The 22,987-nt window shown below is 42.7% G+C and carries 15 protein-coding genes; 9 read left to right on the top strand and 6 right to left on the bottom strand.

Annotated features, from left to right (window positions below; genetic code table 11):
• Window positions 1-25: 25 nt before the first annotated feature.
• Together xylB and MHI46_RS09520 are read left to right on the top strand one after the other, a co-directional pair.
• On the top strand, window positions 26-1,525 hold the full coding sequence (gene xylB, locus MHI46_RS09525; protein WP_039179215.1) for a xylulokinase: 1,500 nt from the start codon (window positions 26-28) through the stop codon (window positions 1,523-1,525).
• 87 nt (window positions 1,526-1,612) lie between these two features.
• On the top strand, window positions 1,613-2,299 hold the full coding sequence (locus MHI46_RS09520) for a glycoside hydrolase family 11 protein (protein WP_025093139.1): 687 nt from the start codon (window positions 1,613-1,615) through the stop codon (window positions 2,297-2,299).
• Window positions 2,300-2,544: 245 nt separating this feature from the next.
• On the opposite strand, the gene MHI46_RS09515 is transcribed toward MHI46_RS09520, so the two are convergent.
• Together MHI46_RS09515 and MHI46_RS09510 are read right to left on the bottom strand one after the other, a co-directional pair.
• Window positions 2,545-4,587, bottom strand: coding sequence for a molybdopterin oxidoreductase family protein (locus MHI46_RS09515; protein WP_260773792.1), 2,043 nt, complete (start codon window positions 4,585-4,587; stop codon window positions 2,545-2,547).
• A gap of 131 nt (window positions 4,588-4,718) precedes the next feature.
• The gene (locus MHI46_RS09510; protein WP_342502804.1) at window positions 4,719-5,915 is read right to left on the bottom strand and encodes a cytochrome P450; all 1,197 of its coding nucleotides are present in this window, start codon (window positions 5,913-5,915) and stop codon (window positions 4,719-4,721) included.
• 422 nt (window positions 5,916-6,337) lie between these two features.
• Here MHI46_RS09510 and proC point away from each other — a divergent pair, with 422 nt between their 5' ends.
• The 4 genes from proC (at window position 6,338) to MHI46_RS09490 (ending at window position 10,601) form a co-directional block, all read left to right on the top strand.
• Window positions 6,338-7,183, top strand: a complete 846-nt coding sequence (gene proC, locus MHI46_RS09505) for a pyrroline-5-carboxylate reductase (protein ID WP_260776092.1) — start codon at window positions 6,338-6,340, stop codon at window positions 7,181-7,183.
• Between the two features lie 27 nt (window positions 7,184-7,210).
• Window positions 7,211-8,329, top strand: coding sequence for a glutamate 5-kinase (gene proB, locus MHI46_RS09500; protein ID WP_260773788.1), 1,119 nt, complete (start codon window positions 7,211-7,213; stop codon window positions 8,327-8,329).
• 18 nt (window positions 8,330-8,347) lie between these two features.
• Complete coding sequence (locus MHI46_RS09495) at window positions 8,348-9,616, top strand: glutamate-5-semialdehyde dehydrogenase (protein WP_144464580.1); 1,269 nt, start codon at window positions 8,348-8,350, stop codon at window positions 9,614-9,616.
• Window positions 9,617-9,824: 208 nt separating this feature from the next.
• On the top strand, window positions 9,825-10,601 hold the full coding sequence (locus MHI46_RS09490; RefSeq protein ID WP_260773785.1) for an MBL fold metallo-hydrolase: 777 nt from the start codon (window positions 9,825-9,827) through the stop codon (window positions 10,599-10,601).
• 65 nt (window positions 10,602-10,666) lie between these two features.
• Here MHI46_RS09490 and MHI46_RS09485 read toward each other — a convergent pair whose 3' ends face one another.
• Entirely contained in the window at window positions 10,667-11,230 is a 564-nt protein-coding gene (locus tag MHI46_RS09485) for a GNAT family N-acetyltransferase (RefSeq protein WP_260773783.1), read from the bottom strand.
• Between the two features lie 87 nt (window positions 11,231-11,317).
• Here MHI46_RS09485 and MHI46_RS09480 point away from each other — a divergent pair, with 87 nt between their 5' ends.
• The gene (locus MHI46_RS09480; RefSeq protein WP_260773782.1) at window positions 11,318-12,145 is read left to right on the top strand and encodes a MerR family transcriptional regulator; all 828 of its coding nucleotides are present in this window, start codon (window positions 11,318-11,320) and stop codon (window positions 12,143-12,145) included.
• Window positions 12,146-12,193: 48 nt separating this feature from the next.
• Here the strand turns inward: MHI46_RS09480 and MHI46_RS09475 are convergent, their stop codons facing one another.
• From MHI46_RS09475 to MHI46_RS09465, 3 genes are all read right to left on the bottom strand, one after another.
• Window positions 12,194-14,023, bottom strand: a complete 1,830-nt coding sequence (locus MHI46_RS09475; protein WP_260773780.1) for an ABC transporter ATP-binding protein — start codon at window positions 14,021-14,023, stop codon at window positions 12,194-12,196.
• A complete protein-coding gene (locus tag MHI46_RS09470) occupies window positions 14,016-15,752 on the bottom strand; it encodes an ABC transporter ATP-binding protein (RefSeq protein WP_058837894.1) in 1,737 nt (578 codons plus the stop codon). The genes MHI46_RS09475 and MHI46_RS09470 overlap by 8 nt, the downstream gene beginning before the upstream one ends.
• 94 nt (window positions 15,753-15,846) lie before the next feature.
• Window positions 15,847-16,749 (bottom strand): LysR family transcriptional regulator, encoded by a 903-nt coding sequence (locus MHI46_RS09465; RefSeq protein WP_034280677.1) that lies wholly within the window; start codon window positions 16,747-16,749, stop codon window positions 15,847-15,849.
• Window positions 16,750-16,901: 152 nt separating this feature from the next.
• Here MHI46_RS09465 and gltB point away from each other — a divergent pair, with 152 nt between their 5' ends.
• Both gltB and gltD read left to right on the top strand, forming a co-directional pair.
• Entirely contained in the window at window positions 16,902-21,473 is a 4,572-nt protein-coding gene (gene gltB, locus MHI46_RS09460) for a glutamate synthase large subunit (protein ID WP_260773773.1), read from the top strand.
• Window positions 21,474-21,489: 16 nt separating this feature from the next.
• A complete protein-coding gene (gene gltD, locus MHI46_RS09455) occupies window positions 21,490-22,974 on the top strand; it encodes a glutamate synthase small subunit (protein ID WP_039179183.1) in 1,485 nt (494 codons plus the stop codon).
• Window positions 22,975-22,987 lie beyond the last annotated feature (13 nt).

Raw genomic sequence — 22,987 nt, 5'->3', positions numbered from 1 at the left:
GGACCTGTTTTGAAGGAGTGAAAACATGAAATATGTGATGGGAATTGACCTTGGAACGAGCGGGGTCAAAGCGATATTAGTCGATGAGAGCGGAAAGGTGTGCTGCGAAGCCTCTAAGCCGTACCGCCTCATTCAAGAGAAACCGGGATATTGTGAGCAGCATCCTGAAGATTGGGTAGAGCAGACAATAGCTGTGATGAAAGAACTGATGGCAAAGCAACCTGTTCATTCAAGGCAAGTCGAAGGCATCAGCTTTTCCGGACAGATGCATGGGTTGGTTCTATTAAATGAATCTCGCGAAGTGCTCCGCCCTGCAATTTTATGGAATGATACACGAACGACAGCACAATGTGAACACATGACAAAAAAGCTGGGGGACCGGCTGCAAAAGATCACAAAAAACCAGGCGTTAGAAGGATTCACACTGCCTAAATTACTATGGGTAAAGGAACATGAACCACATATTGATCAACAAATCGACATGTTTTTACTCCCAAAAGATTATGTCAGATTTCGTTTAACAGGCGCTGTCCATATTGATTATTCTGATGCGGCGGGCACTTTGCTGTTAAATATCGGTGAACAGACGTGGAGTGAGGAGATTTGTCAGGCATTTGACATTTCTCCTCATATTTGCCCGCCGCTTGTCACATCAGAGGCGGAGGTTGGTACACTTTTGCCGCACATTGCACGTGATGTTGGGATGAAAGAAGGCGTGAAGGTTTTTGCCGGCGGGGCAGATAATGCTTGCGGAGCAATTGGTGCTGGTATCTTATCCTCTGACCGCACGTTATGCAGCATCGGCACATCGGGTGTCATTCTTTCCTACGAAGAAGATCATGAAAGGGAACTTCAGGGGAATTTGCATTTGTTTCATCATGCAAAAAAAGACGCTTTTTACACAATGGGCGTCACCCTTTCAGCGGGATATAGTCTTAACTGGGCAAAACACTTACTGGCACCTGAGGAATCGTTCCAATCACTTTTAGAAGGTGCGGCTCATGTTGCGCCAGGAGCGAAAGGATTGCTTTTTACTCCCTATTTAGTTGGGGAAAGAACACCTCATGCGGATTCGATCATTCGCGGCAGCTTGATTGGATTAGACAGCAGTCATGAAAGGGCACATGTTGTCAGGGCTGTGTTAGAAGGAATTACCTTTTCGCTGAATGAATCTATCGCATTATTCCGGCAGGCAGGAAAAAACATAGATTCTATTGTGTCCATTGGCGGCGGTGCAAGAAGCCGGACATGGCTTCAAATGCAAGCAGACATTTTTCAGGCTGACGTCATCCAGTTAGACAATGAACAAGGGCCTGCATTAGGTGCAGCCATGCTTGCTGCGGTTGGCTGCGGGTGGTATCCGTCACTTGAAGCATGTGCTAATCAATTGATCCATCAAGCTGCTGTTTATGAGCCAGAGCAGCAGCATGCGGAAGTATATGCTGATCTATTTCATTTGTATCAAAGGATTTATACACAAACAAAAGACATCCATGCCGGGTTAAAACCGTATCGTTCCATCTAGCAGAATGAGCTTCATGAAAGGAGGTGATGGGTTTTTCATCTGAGGGATGACAGAACAATACGAATGAAAAAAGGAGAGGGATGGAAAATGAATTTGAAAAGATTGAGGCTATTGTTTGTGGTGTGTATTGGATTTGTATTGACACTGACGGCTGTGCCAGCTGATGCGAAAACGATTTATAATAATGAAATGGGTACACATAGCGGATACGATTATGAATTATGGAAGGATTATGGAAACACCTCAATGACACTCAATAACGGCGGGGCATTTACTGCAGGCTGGAACAGTATCGGAAATGCCTTATTTCGAAAAGGGAAGAAGTTTGATTCCACTAAAACTCATCATCAGCTTGGCAACATCTCCATCAACTACAACGCAAACTTTAACCCAGGCGGGAATTCCTATTTATGTGTCTATGGCTGGACACAATCTCCATTAGCAGAATACTACATTGTTGATTCATGGGGCACATATCGTCCAACAGGAGCGTATAAAGGATCATTTTATGCCGATGGAGGCACATATGACATTTATGAAACGACTCGCGTCAATCAGCCTTCCATTATCGGGATCGCGACCTTTAAGCAATATTGGAGTGTACGTCAAACAAAACGTACAAGCGGAACGGTCTCCGTCAGTGCGCATTTTAATAAATGGGAAAGCTTAGGCATGCCAATGGGTAAAATGTACGAAACGGCATTTACTGTAGAAGGCTACCAAAGCAGCGGAAGTGCGAATGTGATGACCAACCAGCTGTTTATTGGACGATAAAAGCAGATCAAAAAGCCAGCATTTTTTGCTGGCTTTCAGCGTGTAGACAAACCCTCGCATTCGTTGTCAGCTCTGCGCGCTGGTGCTCACGAATGTCAAATTCGCTCCGCTCCAGTGCTCGAGCTTCCTAGACTTCAAAGGTTTTCTATCACGCTGAAAAGAAGACAAAGGGCTAAAATCAAGATTATTTTAGCCCTTTGTCAACAATCTGAAAGCCAGCAGTTTTTTGCTGGCTTTTACTTTTTCTATGATAATTTTTCAACTTCCACTCTTCCAGAAAAGAACGTCGCGCCGCCGCCCATATCTGCCAATCGATCAGGTGTTAACCCATTCACTAAATGTTTTTTCCCTTTTTGATCTGCCCATAATCCTTGACTGACCACAACACCAGATAAAACATTTTGACCGACTGACACGACAAGCTCACATTCTCCTCGATCGTTCAGCACACGGACCATGTCACCATCTTCAATTTTTCTTTCCTTTGCATCCTGTTCATTCATGTGAAGCTTCGGAAATTTCTCAAGCTTTTGATGCTTTTCATGAAGTGAGAAGGTGGAATTCAAAAAATTATGGTTCGGTCCCGGTATAAAGGTAAGCGGATAATCGCTTTCCTGATAAAGGGGCACATAGGTTGGAAGTGCTGGATACCCGTCTTTTTTCATTTGTTCAGAATAAAGCTCAATTTTCCCGCTTGGGGTTTGAAGCTTTAATTCCTCGAAAGTTCCACGCTTTGCTTTGATCCATTTCTTTTCTTTTAATGCTTCGTATGAAATGTCCTCATAATGCGGATTTTCTGGATGATGAAGAGCTTGTTCCATGAGCTCAGCATCTGTCTCTCGGAAGGCTTGATCTTCAAAACCCATCGCATGAGCTAGCAGGCGGAATACTTCAGTATTGGATTTGCTTTCTCCGTAGCGTTCTATCACTGGCTCCTGAATTTGAATATAATGATGCCAATATGATGTATAGAAATCCTCATTTTCAAAGGCAGATGTCGCCGGCAGGACAATGTCTGCATACGCCGCTGTTTCTGTTAGAAATAAATCATGAACCACTGTAAATAAGTCCTCTCTCAGCAAACCTTCTCTGACTTTATTCGCTTCAGGTGTTACAACTGCTGGGTTGCACGAGTAGATAAAGAGAGAATCAACGGAAGGCTCTGCGCTTGTCAGCACACTTCCCAGCTGGTTCATATTAAATGATCTAGGTGTGCGTTCTTTTAATAAATCCGGCCGCTGAAGAGCTGTTTCATTATAGCTAAGAAAAGAAGAGTTTGATTTCATCGCGCCGCCGCCCTTGTGCAGCCATTGACCAGTCAGGGCAGGGAGGCAGGAAATCGTTCTAATACTCATCCCGCCATTATCATGGTGCTGCAAACCATTCCCAATGCGAATGAGAGATGGTGATGTCTCAGCGTACATTCTAGCTAGTGTCATGATGTCATCCTTAGGGACACCCGTGATTCGCTCAACTGTGTCTGGATCATACTGCTTCACATGCTCGCGCAGCTCATTATGGCCGACCGTGTAAGTCTCTAAAAAGGCTTCATCTGTACGTTCCTCTTTAAAAAGGACATGCATGATGCCAAGGGCAAGCGCACTGTCAGTACCAGGTCGAAGCGGAATGAACCAATCTGCCATCCGGCCGGTTTGGTTCTTGTGAACATCAATCACGACAATCTTAGCTCCTTGCTTTCGCGCTTTTTGTGCCAAGGTGATTTGGTGCATATTGGTCGATACGGCATTGATGCCCCAAAAGATAAATAGTTTCGTATGAATGGTGTCTTCAGGGTCTGTCCCAATGCTTGCACCCATTGTATATTTATAGCCAGTCGTTCCCGCTGACTGACAGATCGTCCGGTCTAACTGACTTGAACCAAGACGATAAAAAAAGCGGCGGTCCATTCCTTCTGCGTTGAGATTGCCCATGTTCCCATAGAAGCTGTAAGGCAGAATGCTTTCTGGCCCTTTTTCTTTGATCAGCTTTGTCCATTTTTGACGAATGGTTTCAATGGCTTCTTCCCACGTAATCGGCGCAAACTGTGCTTCGCCTTTTTGGCCAACACGTTTTAAAGGAGTGGTCAGTCTTTTTTCATCGTATAAACGGGCTGTGACATTACGCACTTTGTTACATATGTTTCCTTGTGTGACAGGGTGGTCCGGATCTCCCTGCACTTTCACGATCTTTCCATTTTCTTTATGTATTAAAAGACCGCACTGATCCGGGCAATCTAACGAACAAACTGATTTGAATATTCCGTCTTTCATCGCTGTATAATCGGTCATGAGTTTTCGGCTTCCTTTCTGCATTCCGTTATCGCTTTGTATGGACTTTATTTTAGCATGTTCGGAGGTGGAAGGTAAGAAAGAGATGATGAATTGAAGAAAATGAAAAAAAGCCCCTGAAAAAGGGACTTTTAAAAACGGGTGACTTGTACAGGAAATTCTTTCACACCAAACACAAACGTGCTTTGAATAGGTTTTAGCTGATCTGCAGCGCAGGTGATGTCTTGAAACGTATGGAGTAAAACGTCAAGCGCAATGTTGCTTTCAAGCCGGGCAAGCGGTGCACCGAGACAGAAATGAATGCCAAACCCAAAGCTCATATGCGGATTTGATTTCCGATCAAGCCGGAACGTATCTGGATCTTCAAACTTCTGTTCATCCCGATTTGCTGAAGCAACCCAGCCGATGAGGTAGTCTCCCTTTTCAATGCGTGCGCCAGCAATTTCAACATCCTCTGCGGCGATTCGGCCAATGGCTTGAACAGGCGGATAATACCGCAATGTTTCCTCAGTTAATTGAGGAATAAGAGAGGGATCCTGTCGAACGGATTCAGCGAGATGCGGCTGCTCTGTCAGCAGTCGTACGGCATTGGTTATTAAATTGGTCGTTGTCTCATTGCCTGCAACAAGTAATAGAATACAAAAGCCAAGCAGTTCATTCTCCGTTAAACGCTCTCCATCGATTTCCGCTTGAATGAGAAGCGAGATCAAGTCATCCGCAGGCGTTTCTTTTCGTTTTTTGATCAATTGAGCAAAATAAACGGACAGCTCCTCTTCAGCGCGTTTTTGCATATCTACAACAGCCTGAATGGCTTCTTTTGATTCATCCTTAGCACCTGCCACAAGGGCATCAGAATGTTTTTTAATCAGCTCTCTGTCCTGTACCTCTGCACCGAGAAGCTCAGCGATGATCATCACTGGCAGGGGAGCTGCTAAATATTGCACGATATCAAACGTACGTTGATCCTTGACTTGATTTAATAGATGATGTGTCAGGTCTTTGATCTTATCTTCTAATTGCTTGATCGCTTTTGGGGTGAATGCTTTATTCACGAGCGCTCTCATCTTTGTATGTTTTGGAGGATCCATCGTTAAAATACTTGTTTTAGACGTGCTTCTTCCCCGCTGTGAAGAGAACACTTTAGGCTGCTTTAAAACAGACTGGATATCGGCATATCGAAAGAGATCCCAGCACTTTCTTGTCTCATCATATCTAATATCACTTTCTGCACGCAGCTCATTGTAAATAGGGAATGGGAAAAGAAGGTCATCGGTAGAACGGATTTCTTTCATTGGAATCACATTGATATAGTTTTCTTTCACTTTCATTATGAACGCTCCTTTTTCACATGATTTCTCTTTCACGGTATCACCAGTAAAATATCATTTCAACGGACATGTTTTCTAAAATATGTCAATAGTCTAATCGAAAGATTCAAGCACATTCACCAAATAGGAAAATAGAAAGTGATTAAAATGAGAACGCTTTCTAAAAAATAGAATTGAAGTCACCGAAACCAAAAATAAAATGGGGAATTCAGTCGAACGAAAGGGTCCTATGATTCAAATGATCATAGTTCTTTTGATCTAAATCGCTGAATTTGAAAAACACGGCTAACATACTTACAGCAAGCTGTCCGCCATGCATTCGGGACTTTTGAAAAGCGCTGGCTCTTTCTTGACACGATTTCTCATCATGTTACGATTACTAACGTGCGAAAAACGCGAACAAAAAGCGAACAAGGGAGAGGATCAATATCATTGATCAAAAGAAAGTTGCTTTCATTGGAGCAGGCTCTATGGCGGAAGGAATGATTGCAGGGATTGTGCGATCAGGACAGATGCCGCTAGGCCAAATCTACGCAACAAACAGACAAAATCAACTTCGATTGAATGAACTAACGAAACAATACGGAATTCAAACAGCCGCAATGGATTCATTTCCTTTTGAAGAAATGGATATGTTGATCCTGGCCATGAAGCCAAAGGATGCTGAAGCAGCACTGGAATCATTAAAATCTCGTATTCAGCCAGATCAGCTTATCATGTCTGTCCTTGCAGGTGTTAAGCTATCGTATATTGAAGACATGCTGCACGAAGGTCAGCCTGTTATAAGGGTCATGCCAAATACCTCAAGTACGATCGGCGCATCAGCGACTGCTTTATCTGCTGGACGTTACGTGAAAAACGATCATATGAGCATAAGCCAGGCTCTTTTATCTGAAATGGGCGAAGTCTATACCATTCAGGAAGAGCAAATGGATATCTTCACTGGAATTGCTGGAAGCGGGCCCGCCTACTTTTATTTCTTAATGGAAAGAATCGAAGAAGCAGGAGAAGAGGCAGGTTTATCAAAGGAATTGTCTCGCCAAATTGGCGCGCAGACACTCCTCGGTGCGGCAAAAATGCTCCAAGAAACAGAGGAAAATCCTTCAGTCCTAAGAGAGAAAATTACGTCACCAAATGGAACAACTGCTGCTGGACTGAATGCATTAGATGATTTTGGCGGAGGAGAAGCGATCAAGCAGGCTGTCAAACATGCTGCCAATCGATCAAAAGAGATAAGCAATCAGCAAAAACAAAAAGTATCTATATAAATAGAGTTCAGATACAGGAGTGATAAGGTGTACGCAGATAAAGAGAGAAAACGAATTGTTGTGAAAATCGGAAGCAGCTCTCTTACTAGCTTTCAAGGTGAGATTAGTTTGAAAAAACTAGAAAACCTCGTCAATCAAATTGTGAAACTGAAAGATGAAGGACACGAAGTCATTTTGGTTTCATCTGGTGCGGTTGCAGCTGGTTACCGAAAACTAGGATTTATCGATAGACCGAAAACACTGCCGGAAAAGCAGGCATCTGCCTCAATTGGGCAAGGGCTTTTAATGGAATCATATTCTACTTTATTTTTATCACACGGTTATATTGCCTCACAGCTCTTAATCACAAGAAGTGATTTTTCTGATGAAACGCGCTATCAAAATGTGCGCAACACAATGAATGTGTTATTAGATCGAGGCATCATCCCAATTATTAACGAAAATGATACAGTGACGATCAATCGGTTGAAGTTTGGAGACAACGATACATTGTCTGCAAAAGTAGCTGGCTTAATTGATTCGGATTTCCTTGCCATTTTATCTGATATTGATGGCTTGTATGAAGATAATCCTCATACAAATCCAAATGCGAAGAGAATTCTTGAAGTCACTGACATTACAGAAGACATCGAAGCAGCTGCTGGAGACGCAGGCAGCAGCGTAGGTACAGGCGGAATGAAATCAAAGCTCGATGCTTTTAAAATATCAATGGCCGCAGGTATCAATGGCTTTTTAGGAAAAGCAGATACGCCCCACATTTTAGACAAAGCGATCAATGGGACAGAGGACGGGACTTATTTTACCGCTGACGAAAATGTAGCGCCGCTGAACTATAAGAAGCAGTGGATTGCCTTTCATTCTGGACCAAAAGGTGAGATCGTGGTTCAAGAGAAAACACAGGAATTTCTCATGCACCGAGAGGGAAGTCTTGATTCTGATGGGATTGTCAGTGTGAAAGGTTCATTTAAAAAAGGCGATGTCGTCCGTATTTTAGATCAAGATGGAAGAGAAATAGGGCTTGGTATTGTGAATTATGCGTCAGATGAACTCGCACGTAAGAGTGACTTGTTACAAGATGAAATCGTTCATGTCGTCGATCTTGAAGCATTTGTTTGTCATTTAGATTTATCGATTCCAGTTTGTTAACCAAAAGGGAGGAATTCCATGACACTGACAGCTGAAGTTGTCACATCGGTCAAAGAAAAAGCGAAAAAAGCAAAGCACGTTTCAAAAAAACTAAGTTTACTTCAGACAGAGGAAAAGAATGACGCGCTGCTTAAAATGGCAGAAGCGTTAGAGCAAAAAAGCCGCTTCATTTTACAGGAGAATCAAAAGGATTTAAATGCTGGGAAAGAAAAGGGCTTCTCAGAGGCACTCTTAGATCGGTTAATGTTAAATGAAGAAAGAATTCATGAGTTTGCTGAAAGTTTGCGGCTCGTGACGAGATTAACAGATCCTGTTGGAGAAATATTGGATGAATGGACTCTTGATAACGGCTTACATGTGAAAAGCCGAAGAGTACCGCTCGGCGTGATCGGGATGATCTATGAAGCGAGACCGAACGTCACTGTCGATGCAGCAGGCCTTGCCTTAAAGGCAGGCAACTCAGTGATTTTAAAAGGCGGTTCCTCCGCTATTTCTTCCAACAAAGCCATTGTCAGTGTGATTCATGAAGCATTGGATCAAACAACAATTCCTCGTGATGCGGTGCAATTGATTGAACAAACAGACCGTTCATCGGTTCAGGCGATGTTTCAACTAAAAGAATGGATCGATGTGTTAATTCCGCGAGGCGGAGCTTCCTTAATCAAAACAGTGGTGGAGGAATCCACTATTCCAGTGCTTGAAACAGGGACAGGAAACTGCCATATCTTTATTGATCAAACCGCGAATGTGAAAAAAGCTATTGAGATTGTGATCAATGCGAAAACGAATCGTCCGGCTGTATGTAATGCACTTGAGACGCTGATTATTCATCGCGATTGGCTGAAAGAAAATGCAGTCTCATTAAATGAAGCTTTGCAGGAGCACCGTGTCACTGTACATGGCGATCAGGCAGCAGAGTCTTACTTTTCAGATGCGGTTCCTGCTGGGGAAGTGGATTGGACAGATGAGTATTTAAGTCTTGATCTTGCAGTGAAGGTAGTCGATTCAATCGAGGAAGCGATCAGCCATATCGATCAGTACGGCACAAAGCATTCAGAAGCCATCGTGACAGAAGATGAAAAACATGCACTCACGTTTCTAAACGAAGTCGATGCGGCGGCTGTTTATCATAACGCATCGACTCGCTTTACAGACGGCGGCGCACTTGGCTATGGAGCTGAAATCGGCATCTCGACTCAAAAACTCCACGCAAGAGGGCCAATGGGACTTCCTGCACTCACGACAACTAAGCTGCTTCTATGTGGCGACGGTCAGATTAGAAGCTAGAAAAGATTCAAGAAACACTACCTTTTTATGAGGTAGTGTTTTTTAGTGAATTTATACGAATGAGTGAAAATTTAAATCACAATCTATATATTTACTTTTAAAACTATAATTGGTAGTCTGATTACAAATGTTGATTAACTATGGAGAATAGTAGGTTTCGTTAAAGAATAAATGAAAAATTTAGCTGAGTTATAAAAGGAGAAATGAGATGGATTCACTTATATTTTATGGAACAAGCGATGCTCAAGGGGTACCTAGATTGTTATGCAAGTGTCCAGTTTGTAAATCGGGCTTACCAGACAATCAACGAACTAGGCCGAGTTGTGAATTTTATTTAGGCAACAAGAGCTATCTTATCGATATTTCACCCGATTTCAAGATCCAGTTTCAAACTTATAATAATAGAACAATTCCTTCAGTTGTGTTTATAACTCATTCTCATAACGATCATATTGGTGGTTTAGGAGATTTTGCAGATTTATGCTTCTGGCATAATCAACAAGTTCAAATAGTGAGTCCTCCAGATGTAATTAATCAGTTAAAGGAGCGATTTCCTTACTTAAACAATAGAAAAGGGCTAACTTTTGTAGAAACAACGAAATGGGTAAGTGATGGCAATAAAATTTCTTTTCATAAAGTAAATCACGGTCATAACGGTTCGTCTTATGGAATTTTAGTTCAAAAAATTAATGGATATAAATGGGCCTATTTATCTGATTCCTTTCAAGTAACTGATGAGCAATGGTTGCCTTTCTACCACCTTGATTCATTAATATTCGGGACTTCTTTTTGGAAAGAAAATCAGCCGCCCAATAAAAGGTCGGTTTATGATGTGAATGAAGCAATGGAATTGAAACAAAAGTTACAACCGAAAAAAATGATCTTAACACACTTATCACATGACATAGACATCATTCAACGAGGTGAATACTTACCTGAGGATATGATGTTTGCATATGACGGTTTTAAAATAACGCTAGATTAATAAAAATCACAAAGTCGATCTTAAAATAGTAGAAGGATCGACTTTTGTGATTGAAAGGATCTCAATTATTTTGTTATTGGTTTCATCACCTTTTCAAATTTAAAAAATTCAAATTCCTCAGGTGCTAAAGGGCCATTGCCTCGATCTGCTTCACGAGGTGCGTTTGGGTCTGGATGGTGTAAGTGATAAAATTCAACTATTTGAAAGCCGCACTTGTTGACATAGAAATGAATGTTGCGTTTTTCAAAATATGGGGTCACAACCTCCCATACAATTGTTTCTGGATATTGCGCCTCGATGGCTTTCCATGCTGCCTGACCAATGGCGCGGCCGTGAGAGGATGATGTGATGTATAGCAAATCAACCGAGTTGTGATGTGTCTCTTGGTTGATTTTGATAACAACGCCGCCTGCCTTTTCACCATTTAGCATAATATGATAAACAATGTGGTCATTGGAATGAAAAGACTCATCAATCACTTCATCTGGAGGAATCGGACCATCCTCTGCATCTCCAAATGCGTCGATCACGCCAGCTGTAAAAGCTTTCTGAAGCTCTTTTTTCATAGAAGGGAAATCTTCTTTATTTGCATGTGCTAATGTCACTTCATGTTGAGTTATTTTGTTCATTTTCTTATCCTTTCCCTGCGTAATGGTGTTTCTGCATGTTATGATAAAGGATGGAGTTACTCCATAGTCAAGAGAGGAGCCTTCATCATGATCAATGATGTGCAAAAAACGTTTTTCACTGGAGAGTTTGCCAAGCTATTTGATATAAAAAAAGATACGCTTCTGTATTATGATAAAATCGATTTATTTAAGCCGGCTGGTGTTCATGAAAATGGCTACCGTTACTATACACTTGAGCAATTTGACCATTTTATTGCGATTCAATCGTTGCGGGCTGTTCAATTTCCGATCAAAGAGTTAAAACAATATTTCACAGAACCTTCTCGCGAGAGACTGCAAAGCCTGGCGGCCGACCAAGTAGAAAAGGTCAAACAAGAGATTGAAAAACTGCAAGATATCCAAGCTTTTCTTATGCGGGTGATCGAGACAACGCATGAATTATCAACTGTGAAAATAGGGGAGGTCCTGTTTCAAGAGCTGCCAGATGAACCAGTTATACTAAGTGCATCAAACCCGATCGACTTAAATACACCTGTAGAAGAAATATCGCGTATTGTAGGGGAATTTTTAAAGGAAGTTGGCATAAAAGGGGCTGCGGCAAATGGTTCTGTCTTAAAAAAAGAACAGTTTCGTAAGCGCCACTATCATCAGTCAGATCAGCTGTTCTGCCGAATGGATGGACCGAGGGCAGTGAAAAAACCTGGCGGGCTCTATGCGGTGATGTATGACCAAGGAACATTTGAAGAGATTGAATCTGCTTATTCGCATTTATTAGATGAAATCGAGAAAGAGGGCATGTTGCTGGATGGAGATGTATTTGAGGAGTATTTACTTCATTCGCTCATGTCTAAAGATGAAGCAGAGTATATAACGAAGCTCAGTGTAAAAGTGAAGAAGCGAGCAGATAACAATTGAAAAGAGGGTAGACAGCATGTGACATGCGTGTTTACCCTCTTTTTGATGTTAACCAACTTGATTTTCGGCAAATTGACTCATATATAAATCTGCATAGAAGCCTTTTTGTTTTAAAAGTTCGCTGTGCGATCCTTTTTCAATGATGCTTCCATCCTTCATAACTAAAATGAGGTCTGCATCCTTGATCGTTGAAAGTCTGTGTGCAATCACGAAGCTCGTTCTGCCTTTCATCAATTCATTCATTGCTTTTTGAATATGCATCTCTGTCCGTGTATCCACACTGCTTGTTGCTTCATCTAATATCAAGATCTTTGGATCAGATAAAATAGCACGGGCGATGGTTAGCAGCTGGCGCTGACCTTGTGACAGGTTGCCGGCATCTTCTGTTAAGAGTGTGTCATATCCATCTGGAAGTGTACGGATGAAATCATCCGCATAGGCATGTTTGGCGGCTTTGATGACATCCTCTTTGGAAACGTCCTGTCTGCCGTAGGCAATGTTGTCGTAAATCGTTCCTTCAAAGAGCCACGTATCCTGAAGAACCATCGCAAATAATTCTCGTACTTGCTGACGGCTGAGATCAGTTGTTTTGACACCGCCAATGCGTATGGAGCCTTGATCTAATTCGTAAAAACGCATTAAAAGATTGATGATTGTTGTTTTTCCTGCGCCCGTTGGTCCGACAATGGCAACAGTCTGTCCTTCTTGCACATCTAAATTCAAATCTTTAATAATCGGATGATCTTTTTCATATCCGAATTGAACTTGTTCAAAGCTCACAGCACCTGAGAGTGATGCAAGATCAATTGCCGCATCTTCTTCGGTACTTTCTTCTTCCTCATCAAGGATTTCAAAGACCCTTTCAGCAGAAGCGATCGCTGATTGAACTAAGTTTGCGACGCTTGATGCTTGCACAAGCGGCTGAGACATTTGCTGTGTGTATTGGATAAACGCTTGCACATCCCCGACACGAATATTCCCGTTAATGACAAGAATCCCGCCGGCTACACTGACTGCCACATAGCCAAGGTTCCCGATAAAGGTCATCATTGGCATCATTAAACCAGAAATGAACTGCGCTTTCCTTGAGGATTCATATAGCTTTTCGTTTAATTGATCAAATGTATCGATCGCTTTCTTTTCGTAGCCATACGCACGAACTGTCTGATGACCTGTGAACATCTCATTAATATGTCCATTGATCGTCCCAAGCTCTTTTTGCTGCGCTTTAAAATGCTTTTGTGAAAATGACGTAATGCCGCGAATCGCAAACAGGCTGAGTGGCAGCGTCAAACAAACAAGCAGCGTAAGCAGCGGACTGATGAAGAGCATCATCACGACAATTCCAATGACTGTAATAACAGATGTAATCACTTGGGTGAGCGCCTGCTGAAGCGATGTATTAATATTATCGATATCATTCATCACACGGCTTAGTGTGTCCCCGTGGGTTGTTTTATCAAAATAACGAAGGGGGAGACGTGTGAGCTTGTCATTTGCTTCCTGGCGTAATTCAGCAATGGTCTGTTGAGAGACACCGGCCATGACATATTGCTGAACGAATGAAAAGAGAGAAGCAACGACGTACAGGACGACAAGCAGCAAAAGTATTCGTGAAATGACATCAAATTGAACAGCTGTTCCATTCGTAAAGCTGTCAAATAGGGAAGAGGTGGCATCCCCAAGCAGCTTTGGACTAATGACATTAAAGACAGTTGAACCAATTGCTGCAATAAAGACGATGATCAGCTGAAATTTTCTTGGTTTTAAATAGCCTGTCAACCGAAGCAGTGTTTTCTTAAATTCCTTCGGTTTTGCGGCTGGCCCTTTAGGGTGGGCGCCTTTATGGCCCATGCCGGAAGACATTTTCTTACTCATCCTCGCTCACCTCCTGACCTTCCTGTGATGCGACAATTTCTTGGTACACAAGATTATCCTTTATTAATTGTTCGTGTGTTCCGATACCTGCGATTTTCCCTTCATCAAGTACAATGATTTTATCACTATGCTTCACTGTGCTGATTCGTTGAGCGACAATGATGAGGGCTGCATGTGCTTTTTCTGCTTCTAATGATGCCCGCAGCTTTGCATCTGTTTTGTAATCAAGTGCTGAAAAGCTATCGTCAAACAAATAGAATGATGGTTTTCGCACTAGCGCCCTTGCAATGGAAAGCCGCTGCTTTTGGCCGCCCGATAGATTTGAACCACCCTGATCAATTTCTGCATCAATTCCGCCATCTTTTTGCAAAACAAATTCCTCGGCCTGCGCAGTTCGCAGCGCCTGCCAGACGTCTTCATCGCTTGCATCCTGATTGCCAAAGCGCACATTCTCGGCAATGGTTCCGCTGAATAAAACAGCTTTTTGCGAGACATAGCCCATCTGGTTTCTCAGTTTCTCCTGTGGCAGCTCTCTAATGTCTACACCATCTAGTGTAATCCGGCCTTCTGTCACTTCATAAAAGCGCGTCATCAGCTGGAGAAGGGTAGTTTTCCCAGAACCCGTACTTCCGATAATGGCTGTTGTTTCGCCAGTTTTGGCTTCAAACGTGATGTTTTGAACGGCCGGTTTCTCTGCATTTGAGTAATAAAATGACACATCCTCAAAGCGAATGGATTGCGCGGGCTCGTGAAGCTCAGTCATAGACACTTCTTTGTCTTTAATCTTTGGTTCCATGTTTAACACTTCATTCATACGTTTAGCTGATGCTTGTGCTCTTGGAACCATAATAAAGCTCATCGACAGCATAATCAGTGCCATTAAAATCATCATCGCATATTGAATGAAGGCAATGAGATTCCCAACTTCCATTTCTCCGGCATCAATTCGGTTTGCCCCGAGCCAGACAATACCGATATTCGTGAAGTTCATGATGATCAGCATAAATGGAAACAAGTAAGCCATTAATCGGTTGACTCTAAGGCCAGTATCCTTATAGGAGGTGTTAGCTTCTTGGAATCGCTCCTTTTCATCATCCACACGGTTAAATGCACGAATGACCCGGATGCCTGAAAGAGATTCTCGCATAATTAAATTCAGCCGGTCTGTTTTTTTCTGAAGCTGGCCAAATAGCGGAATGGCTTTTCTTGACACCAAATAAATAAATCCGCCAAGAAGGGGGAGGGCTGCTAAAAAGATAAGAGACAGGACAGCATCCCTGGAAACAGCCAAAATGATTCCTCCCACAAGCATAAGCGGAGCCCGCGTCATCATTTGTAAAATCATGATCGTCACATCTTGGACTTGTTTCACATCATTTGTTGATCTTGTAATAAAGGAAGACGTGCCGATCTTTTGAAATTCCTCTAATGAAAATTGTTCGACATGTACAAACAGCTGTCTTCTCATATCACGGCCGAAGCCTAGTGCTGTCTTTGATGACAAGTAAGACTTCCAAATGGTGAGCAAAATGGCGAGTAAAGAACAAGCCACCATCCAACCGCCAACCTTCCATATGTAAGCAATATCTCCCTGGACGATTCCGACATCAACGATATCTGCTGTTAACGTCGGTAAATACAGCTGGAGCATACTGCTTAAAAAGGTGAGAATAACAATGGACACAACGGACAGCCGATACGGCTTTAAAAATGATAAAATTGATTTCATACAAATACCTTTCTTCCATATAGTCTTTTGTTCTGTAACCCATCATATACAAAGAGGGATTATTTCTACAAATGAAATGTCTTGTTTTAGTGAATTATTTATATTGTTCAATTTTAGAAAAGAAATCCTTCACAAACACATAAAAATCATGGGCAGAAGGAGACATTTCTCGCGTTTTAGATGCAATAATGCCAACCGTTCTTCTCACTTGAGGAAAATCGATCGGAATTTTCACTGTAAATCGCGGTGTTGTTTCATAAAAGGCACTTTCGGGTAATAAGGTAACGCCCATACCTGCCGATACGAGACCTTTTATGGCATCCAAATCTTCTCCTTCAGATGAAATGGTAGGCTCATAGCCTGCCTGCTTGCAAGCATCAACCGCAATTTGTCTCAGCACATACCCTTCAGGAAATAACACGAAATGATCCTTTCTTAAATCACTTAAATGAATGCTCCTTTGTCCGCTAAAGGGGTGGCTAACCGGTAAAAGGGCATAAATGCTTTCAGAAAACAAAATATTTCCTTCTATTTGAGAATCGTTTGTCGGTACAGGTCCTAAAAAGGCAAGATCGATATCACGATTTTTAACGGCTTCAATGAGAAACTTATAGGATCCTTGACGAAGTAAAAAATCGACCTCAGGATATTCCTGCTTAAAAGCGGAGATGACAGAAGGGAGCACTTGGCTTGCTAGACTTGTAGGAAAGCCAATATTCACCGTCCCTTTGTGCGGATCTAAGTATTCATCAATTTGCTCTTTTGCGTAATCAATGGCTTTGAGTGCAGTTCTGACATGATCTAAAAATTGTCTGCCGATCTTCGTTAATTTGATATTTCGTCCTTCTCGTTCGAATAAGGCCACTCCAAGTTCTTCTTCTAAATTCGCAATCTGCCGGCTGATGGCAGATTGGGCAACATGTAAGTTTTCAGCCGCTTCTGACACGTGTTCACGGTCTGCGACTTCTACAAAATAACGTAACTGACGAAGCTCCATTTTTGCACTTCACACCCATCTATCTCAAAAAGAGATTGTTTTGATCTAAATTATATATTGTTTATATCAATTTGAAAACTTAAAATAAGTTACAGAGTTTGTGAGATTTTATTACTGTGAAAAACGGATCTTTTAAACGGGGGAGAGAAACGATGACTTATAATCAACTACCACAACCACAAGGTCTCTACCGTCCTGAATTTGAACATGATGCATGTGGAATCGGACTGTACGCCCATTTAAAAGGGGAGGCGACACATAGCATCGTCAAAAAGGGATTACAAATGCTGTGCCAGCTTGATCACCGCGGCGGGCAAGGCAGTGATCCGTATACAGGTGATGGTGCCGGTTTAATGGTACAGCTGCCAGACGCTTTCTTTAGAAAGAACTGCAAAGAATTTGCACTTCCAGAAAAGGGCCGTTACGGGGTAGGAATGGTCTTCTTTTCAAAAGATGATGACGAAAAAACGCGTCAAGCCATCGAACAGAAAATCAACGGGTTCATTAAACAGGAAGGCCAAACATTAATTGGCTGGAGAACGGTTCCTGTCGATGCTGGGAAAATTGGTACTGTCGCAGCGAAGAGCTGTCCGGTTGTGAGGCAGGTCTTTATCGGAGCAAACGACAACATCACAGATCGTTTGTCATTTGAAAGAAAATTATATGTCATCCGTAAACAGGCTGAGAACTGGGGAACAAAAGAGGAAAAACAATTTTACTTTGTCAGCCTGTCGAGTCAAACCATCGTATATAAGGGGCTTTTAACATCAGATCAAGTCGATGCTTTTTATCTTGATCTACAGGATGAAACATTTGTTTCTGCATTTTCACTTGTTCATTCAAGATTTAGTACAAATACATTTCCTACATGGGAAAGAGCCCATCCAAACCGTTACTTAATTCACAACGGAGAAATCAACACATTAAGAGGAAACATCAATTGGATGAGAGCAAGAGAACAACAATTCGTATCTGAAGCCTTCGGAGACGATTTAGACAAAATTTTGCCAGTGCTGAATGCAGACGGAAGTGATTCATCCATTTTAGACAATGCCTTTGAATTCTTTGTGCTTGCAGGCCGTACACCTGCTCATACAGCGATGATGCTGATTCCTGAGCCTTGGACGGAAAACACGCACATGTCGAAAGAGAAACGGGCATTTTATGAATACCATAGTTCTCTCATGGAGCCATGGGATGGACCAACAGCGATTTCCTTTACGGACGGTAAACAAATCGGGGCCATCTTAGACCGAAACGGATTAAGACCGGCTAGATACTATGTCACGAATGATGATCATATCATTTTCTCTTCTGAGGTCGGCGTGATTGACACAAATGAAGAAGATGTGAAGTATAAAGATCGTCTTGAGCCTGGCAAAATGCTGCTCATTGATTTAGAAGAAGGACGAATTATTTCTGACGAAGAAGTGAAATCGACCATTGCGAATGAACTTCCTTATCAAAAATGGCTCGATGAAGAAATGGTCCACGTCAATCGCTCGGAAGAAAATTCAGAAAATTCTAGTATAATGGATGATTTGTTGACGCGTCAGCGTGCGTTCCATTATACGTACGAAGACATTCAAAAGTATTTAATTCCTTTACTAGAGGAAGGAAAGGACCCAATTGGTTCAATGGGAAGTGACACACCGCTTGCTGTGTTATCAGATCGTGCGCAGTCTCTGTTTTCTTATTTTAAGCAGTTGTTCGCACAAGTCACGAACCCGCCGATTGATGCCATTCGTGAGCAGCTCGTGACATCAACCATGACTTGGTTAGGTGCCGAAGGCGATATTTTACATCCGAATGAATATTCATGCCGAAGAATTAAACTTTATACTCCGGTCTTAACGAGCGGCCAATTTAACGGCTTGAAAACGATTGTTCATAATGCCTTTAAAAGCAAAACAATTCATACACTTTTCACCGATGATTTAAAGCGCGGGCTGGATGCGATGTTTGAAGAGGCGGAAAAAGCGATTAGAGAAGGTGTCTCTTTATTAATCCTTTCAGATCGTGAAATGACAGAACAAAAAGTACCGATTCCACCAATTCTTGCGCTAAGTGCACTTCATCAGCACCTTGTGCGTCAAGGTCTGCGGACAAAGGTCAGTCTGATCGTTGAATCTGGAGAGGTGAGAGAGGTTCATCATTTTGCCGCACTGATTGGCTATGGGGCAGATGCGATCCATCCTTACCTTGTCTATGAAACGTACAAACAGCTGATTGCAGACGAAGCGATTTCGATCAGCTTTGATGAAGCTGTTACAAAGTTTGGTAAAAGCGTGACAGAAGGTGTCGTCAAAGTCATGTCCAAAGTGGGGATTTCCACTGTGCAAAGCTATAGAGGCGCGCAAATCTTTGAAGCAGTCGGGATTAGTGAAGACGTCATTCAAGAGTATTTCACAGGAACAGCTTCTCAGCTTGGCGGGATTGATCTTGACACCATTGCTCATGAGGCAAAACTTCGTCATGAAGCAGGGTACCAAGCAGCAACTGACCAGACACTTGAATCAGGCAGTGAATTCCAGTGGAGAAAAAATGGAGAGCACCATGCCTTTAATCCAAAAACGATCCATACGCTCCAGTGGGCATGCCGTAATGAAGATTACGACCTATTTAAACAATATACAAAGGCAGCGGATGAAGAAAGAATCGGCTTCCTCAGAAATTTGTTTGCATTTCAGCCAAAACAAAAGCCGGTTCGTCTGGAAGAGGTTGAATCTGCTGAATCCATCGTGCGCCGCTTTAAGACAGGTGCCATGTCATTTGGATCTTTAAGTAAAGAAGCGCATGAGGCACTTGCGATTGCGATGAATCGAATTGGCGGTAAAAGTAACAGCGGAGAAGGCGGAGAAGATCCTGCCCGCTTTACAGTAGATGAACACGGTGATGATCGCAGAAGCGCCATTAAACAAATCGCTTCTGGCCGATTTGGTGTGAAAAGTCATTACTTAGTCAATGCAGATGAATTGCAAATTAAAATGGCGCAAGGGGCAAAGCCGGGAGAAGGCGGACAGCTTCCAGGAAATAAAGTGTATCCTTGGGTGGCCGATGTACGTGGTTCTACGCCAGGTGTCGGATTAATTTCACCACCGCCGCATCATGATATTTATTCCATCGAGGATTTGGCACAGCTGATTCATGATTTGAAAAACGCAAACCGTGATGCACGCATCAGTGTCAAGCTTGTATCTAAAGCAGGCGTTGGCACGATCGCAGCAGGTGTAGCAAAAGGAACTGCAGACGTCATTGTCATTAGCGGCTATGACGGCGGTACAGGAGCTTCACCGAAAACGAGTATTAAACACACAGGACTTCCATGGGAGCTTGGATTGGCAGAGGCGCATCAAACCCTTGTGCTAAACGGTCTTCGTGAGAGAGTTGTTCTTGAAACGGACGGAAAGTTAATGACTGGCCGCGATGTTGTCATGGCTGCGATTTTAGGAGCAGAAGAGTATGGCTTTGCGACAGCTCCACTTGTCGTGCTGGGCTGCGTAATGATGAGAGCATGTCATTTAGATACTTGCCCGGTCGGTGTTGCCACACAAAATCCAGAGCTTCGCAAAAAATTCATGGGTAACCCTGATCACATTGTGAACTTCATGATGTTTATTGCAGAAGAAGTAAGAGAAATCTTAGCTGAACTCGGCTTTACATCAATGGATGAATTAATTGGTCGCACGGACGTCTTAGCGGTCAGTGAACGAGCAAAAGCTCACTGGAAAGCAGGGCAGCTAAACCTTGAAACACTGCTTTATCAGCCAGAAGGAGCGCGGACATTCAGAACACCGCAAAATCATAAAATTGATGAATCGCTGGATATGAATGAAATCCTTCCTTATGTACAAGAAGCGCTGAATCATCAAACACCAGTTGATCTATCATTGAACATTCGCAATATCAACCGTGTGGCCGGAACCATCACTGGCAGTGAAGTATCTAAGCGCTACGGGGAAGAGGGCTTGCCAGAGGATACGATCACACTAAGATTCACTGGTTCAGCTGGACAAAGCTTTGGCGCATTTGTGCCAAAGGGTATGTCTCTCTATTTAACAGGTGATTCAAATGACTATATCGGCAAAGGACTCTCAGGAGGCAAAATTGCTGTTAAAACGTCTGATCATTTTCTACAAAATGGACATGAAAACGTCATTGTAGGAAACGTCGCATTTTACGGTGCAACTAGCGGAAAAGCTTATATTAACGGACGTGCTGGTGAACGATTTGCTGTTCGTAATTCAGGTGTACATGTGGTTGTTGAAGGAATCGGAGATCACGGCTGTGAATACATGACTGGCGGACGTGTCGTCATTTTAGGAGACGTTGGGAAAAACTTTGGTGCAGGTATGTCTGGTGGTGTGGCTTACATCCATACATCGGATGCCAAACAGTTCAAAAGAATGTGCAACATGGAAATGATCATGTTTGAAAAGCTCACAGATCATGAAGAAGAACAAGAAGTGAAGCAAATGATCAAGGAACACCTTGATTATACAAACAGCTCAAAAGCAGCAGCACTTCTTGAAAACTGGGAGCAAGAAAAGGATCAATTTATCAAAGTCATTCCGAGAAATTACAAAATGATGCTTCAAAGCATTGAAGAACAAAAACAAGCGGGCCTCAGTCATGAAGAAGCGGTGATGTTTGCCTTTGAAGCAAATACAAAACCGAAAAATCAAGAAACGGCAAACGGGCAAAAAGCAGCCCTCGCTCATTAAGAAAGGGGAGAGGACAATGGGCAAAGCAACAGGTTTTATGGAATATAAAAGAGAAAAGCCAAATGAACGTGACCCTCTCACTCGTCAAAATGACTGGAAAGAATATTCAGCTCCTTATACAGATGACGTATTGAAGAAACAGGGCGCTAGATGTATGGATTGCGGAACACCGTTTTGTCAAATTGGTATGGAGATCAGGGGCGGCGTGTCTGGCTGCCCGATCTACAATTTAATTCCAGAGTGGAATGACCTGGTCTATCGCGGAAGATGGAAAGAAGCGCTCGAAAGACTGCAAAAAACAAATAATTTCCCTGAGTTTACTGGGAGAGTATGTCCTGCGCCTTGTGAAGGTTCATGTACAGTCGCTATTAATGATCCAGCTGTTTCGATTAAAAATATCGAACGCACGATCATTGATAAAGGTTTTGAAAATGGATGGATCACGCCAAGAATCCCTTCAAGCCGTACAGGGAAGAAAATTGCCATTGTCGGCTCAGGACCAGCAGGACTTGCAAGTGCTGATCAATTAAACCAAGCAGGCCACGCTGTTACAGTGTTCGAGCGTTCTGACCGCCTTGGCGGACTGCTGACTTACGGGATTCCAAATATGAAGCTCGACAAAGAAGTGGTCGAGCGAAGAGTCAAATTGCTAAGACAAGAAGGCATTGACTTTGTGACAAACACAGAAATCGGCGTGGATATCACTGCCGACGAACTGAAAGAGCAGTTTGATGCGGTTATCCTTTGTACAGGTGCACAAAAGCAGCGTGACCTGTTAATTGAAGGCAGGGAAGCAAAAGGGATTCACCTTGCAATGGATTATTTAACACTCGCAACGAAAAGCATGCTTGATTCAGGATTCAAAGACAAAAACTTTATTGACGCAAAAGGGAAAGATGTGATTGTGATTGGCGGAGGAGATACAGGCGCTGACTGCGTCGCAACTGCACTTCGCCAAAAAGCAAAAAGTGTTGTTCAATTCGGGAAGCATCCAAAGCTTCCAGATACACGTGTAGGGGATAACATGTGGCCAGAACAGCCTTATGTCTTCTCACTGGATTATGCTTATGAAGAAGCACAAGCAAAATTCGGAGAAGATCCGCGTCAATATTCAATTCAAACCACAAAAATTGTGGCAGATAAAAATGGGAAATTAAAAGAGCTTCATACCATTCAAATGGAAAAGGTGAAAAACGAACAAGGGAAGTTTGAATTTCATGAGATTCCAGGGACAGAGAAGGTATGGCCTGCTCAGCTCGTCTTTATTGCAATTGGTTTTGAGGGAACTGAACAGCCGCTTGTGAAACACTTTGGCGTGGACAGCAAAAACAATCGCATTGACGCAAAGTATGGGGAATATACAACAAATGTAGAAGGCGTATTTGCAGCGGGAGATGCAAGACGCGGGCAAAGCTTGATTGTCTGGGCAATTAATGAAGGCAGACAAGTGGCGCACGAGGTAGACCGTTATTTAATGGGGAGTTCGGTTCTGCCAAAATAGGTCAAACAAAGGG

The sequence above is a fragment of the Bacillus sp. FSL K6-1000 genome, assembly GCF_038630785.1.
GTDB lineage: Bacteria > Bacillota > Bacilli > Bacillales > Bacillaceae > Bacillus > Bacillus safensis.
The sequence above is the reverse complement of the archived record's forward strand: the minus strand, read 5'-3'. Positions and strand labels throughout refer to the sequence as shown.

Bases quoted from the DNA above. Each gene is read 5' to 3' on its own strand.
- xylB (WP_039179215.1), top strand. From the start codon at position 26: ATGAAATATGTGATGGGAATTGACCTTGGAACGAGCGGGGTCAAAGCG.
- MHI46_RS09520 (WP_025093139.1), top strand. From the start codon at position 1,613: ATGAATTTGAAAAGATTGAGGCTATTGTTTGTGGTGTGTATTGGATTT.
- MHI46_RS09515 (WP_260773792.1), bottom strand. From the start codon at position 4,587: ATGACCGATTATACAGCGATGAAAGACGGAATATTCAAATCAGTTTGT.
- MHI46_RS09510 (WP_342502804.1), bottom strand. From the start codon at position 5,915: ATGAAAGTGAAAGAAAACTATATCAATGTGATTCCAATGAAAGAAATC.
- MHI46_RS09495 (WP_144464580.1), top strand. From the start codon at position 8,348: ATGACACTGACAGCTGAAGTTGTCACATCGGTCAAAGAAAAAGCGAAA.
- MHI46_RS09490 (WP_260773785.1), top strand. From the start codon at position 9,825: ATGGATTCACTTATATTTTATGGAACAAGCGATGCTCAAGGGGTACCT.
- MHI46_RS09485 (WP_260773783.1), bottom strand. From the start codon at position 11,230: ATGAACAAAATAACTCAACATGAAGTGACATTAGCACATGCAAATAAA.
- MHI46_RS09480 (WP_260773782.1), top strand. From the start codon at position 11,318: ATGATCAATGATGTGCAAAAAACGTTTTTCACTGGAGAGTTTGCCAAG.
- MHI46_RS09475 (WP_260773780.1), bottom strand. From the start codon at position 14,023: ATGAGTAAGAAAATGTCTTCCGGCATGGGCCATAAAGGCGCCCACCCT.
- MHI46_RS09470 (WP_058837894.1), bottom strand. From the start codon at position 15,752: ATGAAATCAATTTTATCATTTTTAAAGCCGTATCGGCTGTCCGTTGTG.
- MHI46_RS09465 (WP_034280677.1), bottom strand. From the start codon at position 16,749: ATGGAGCTTCGTCAGTTACGTTATTTTGTAGAAGTCGCAGACCGTGAA.
- gltB (WP_260773773.1), top strand. From the start codon at position 16,902: ATGACTTATAATCAACTACCACAACCACAAGGTCTCTACCGTCCTGAA.
- gltD (WP_039179183.1), top strand. From the start codon at position 21,490: ATGGGCAAAGCAACAGGTTTTATGGAATATAAAAGAGAAAAGCCAAAT.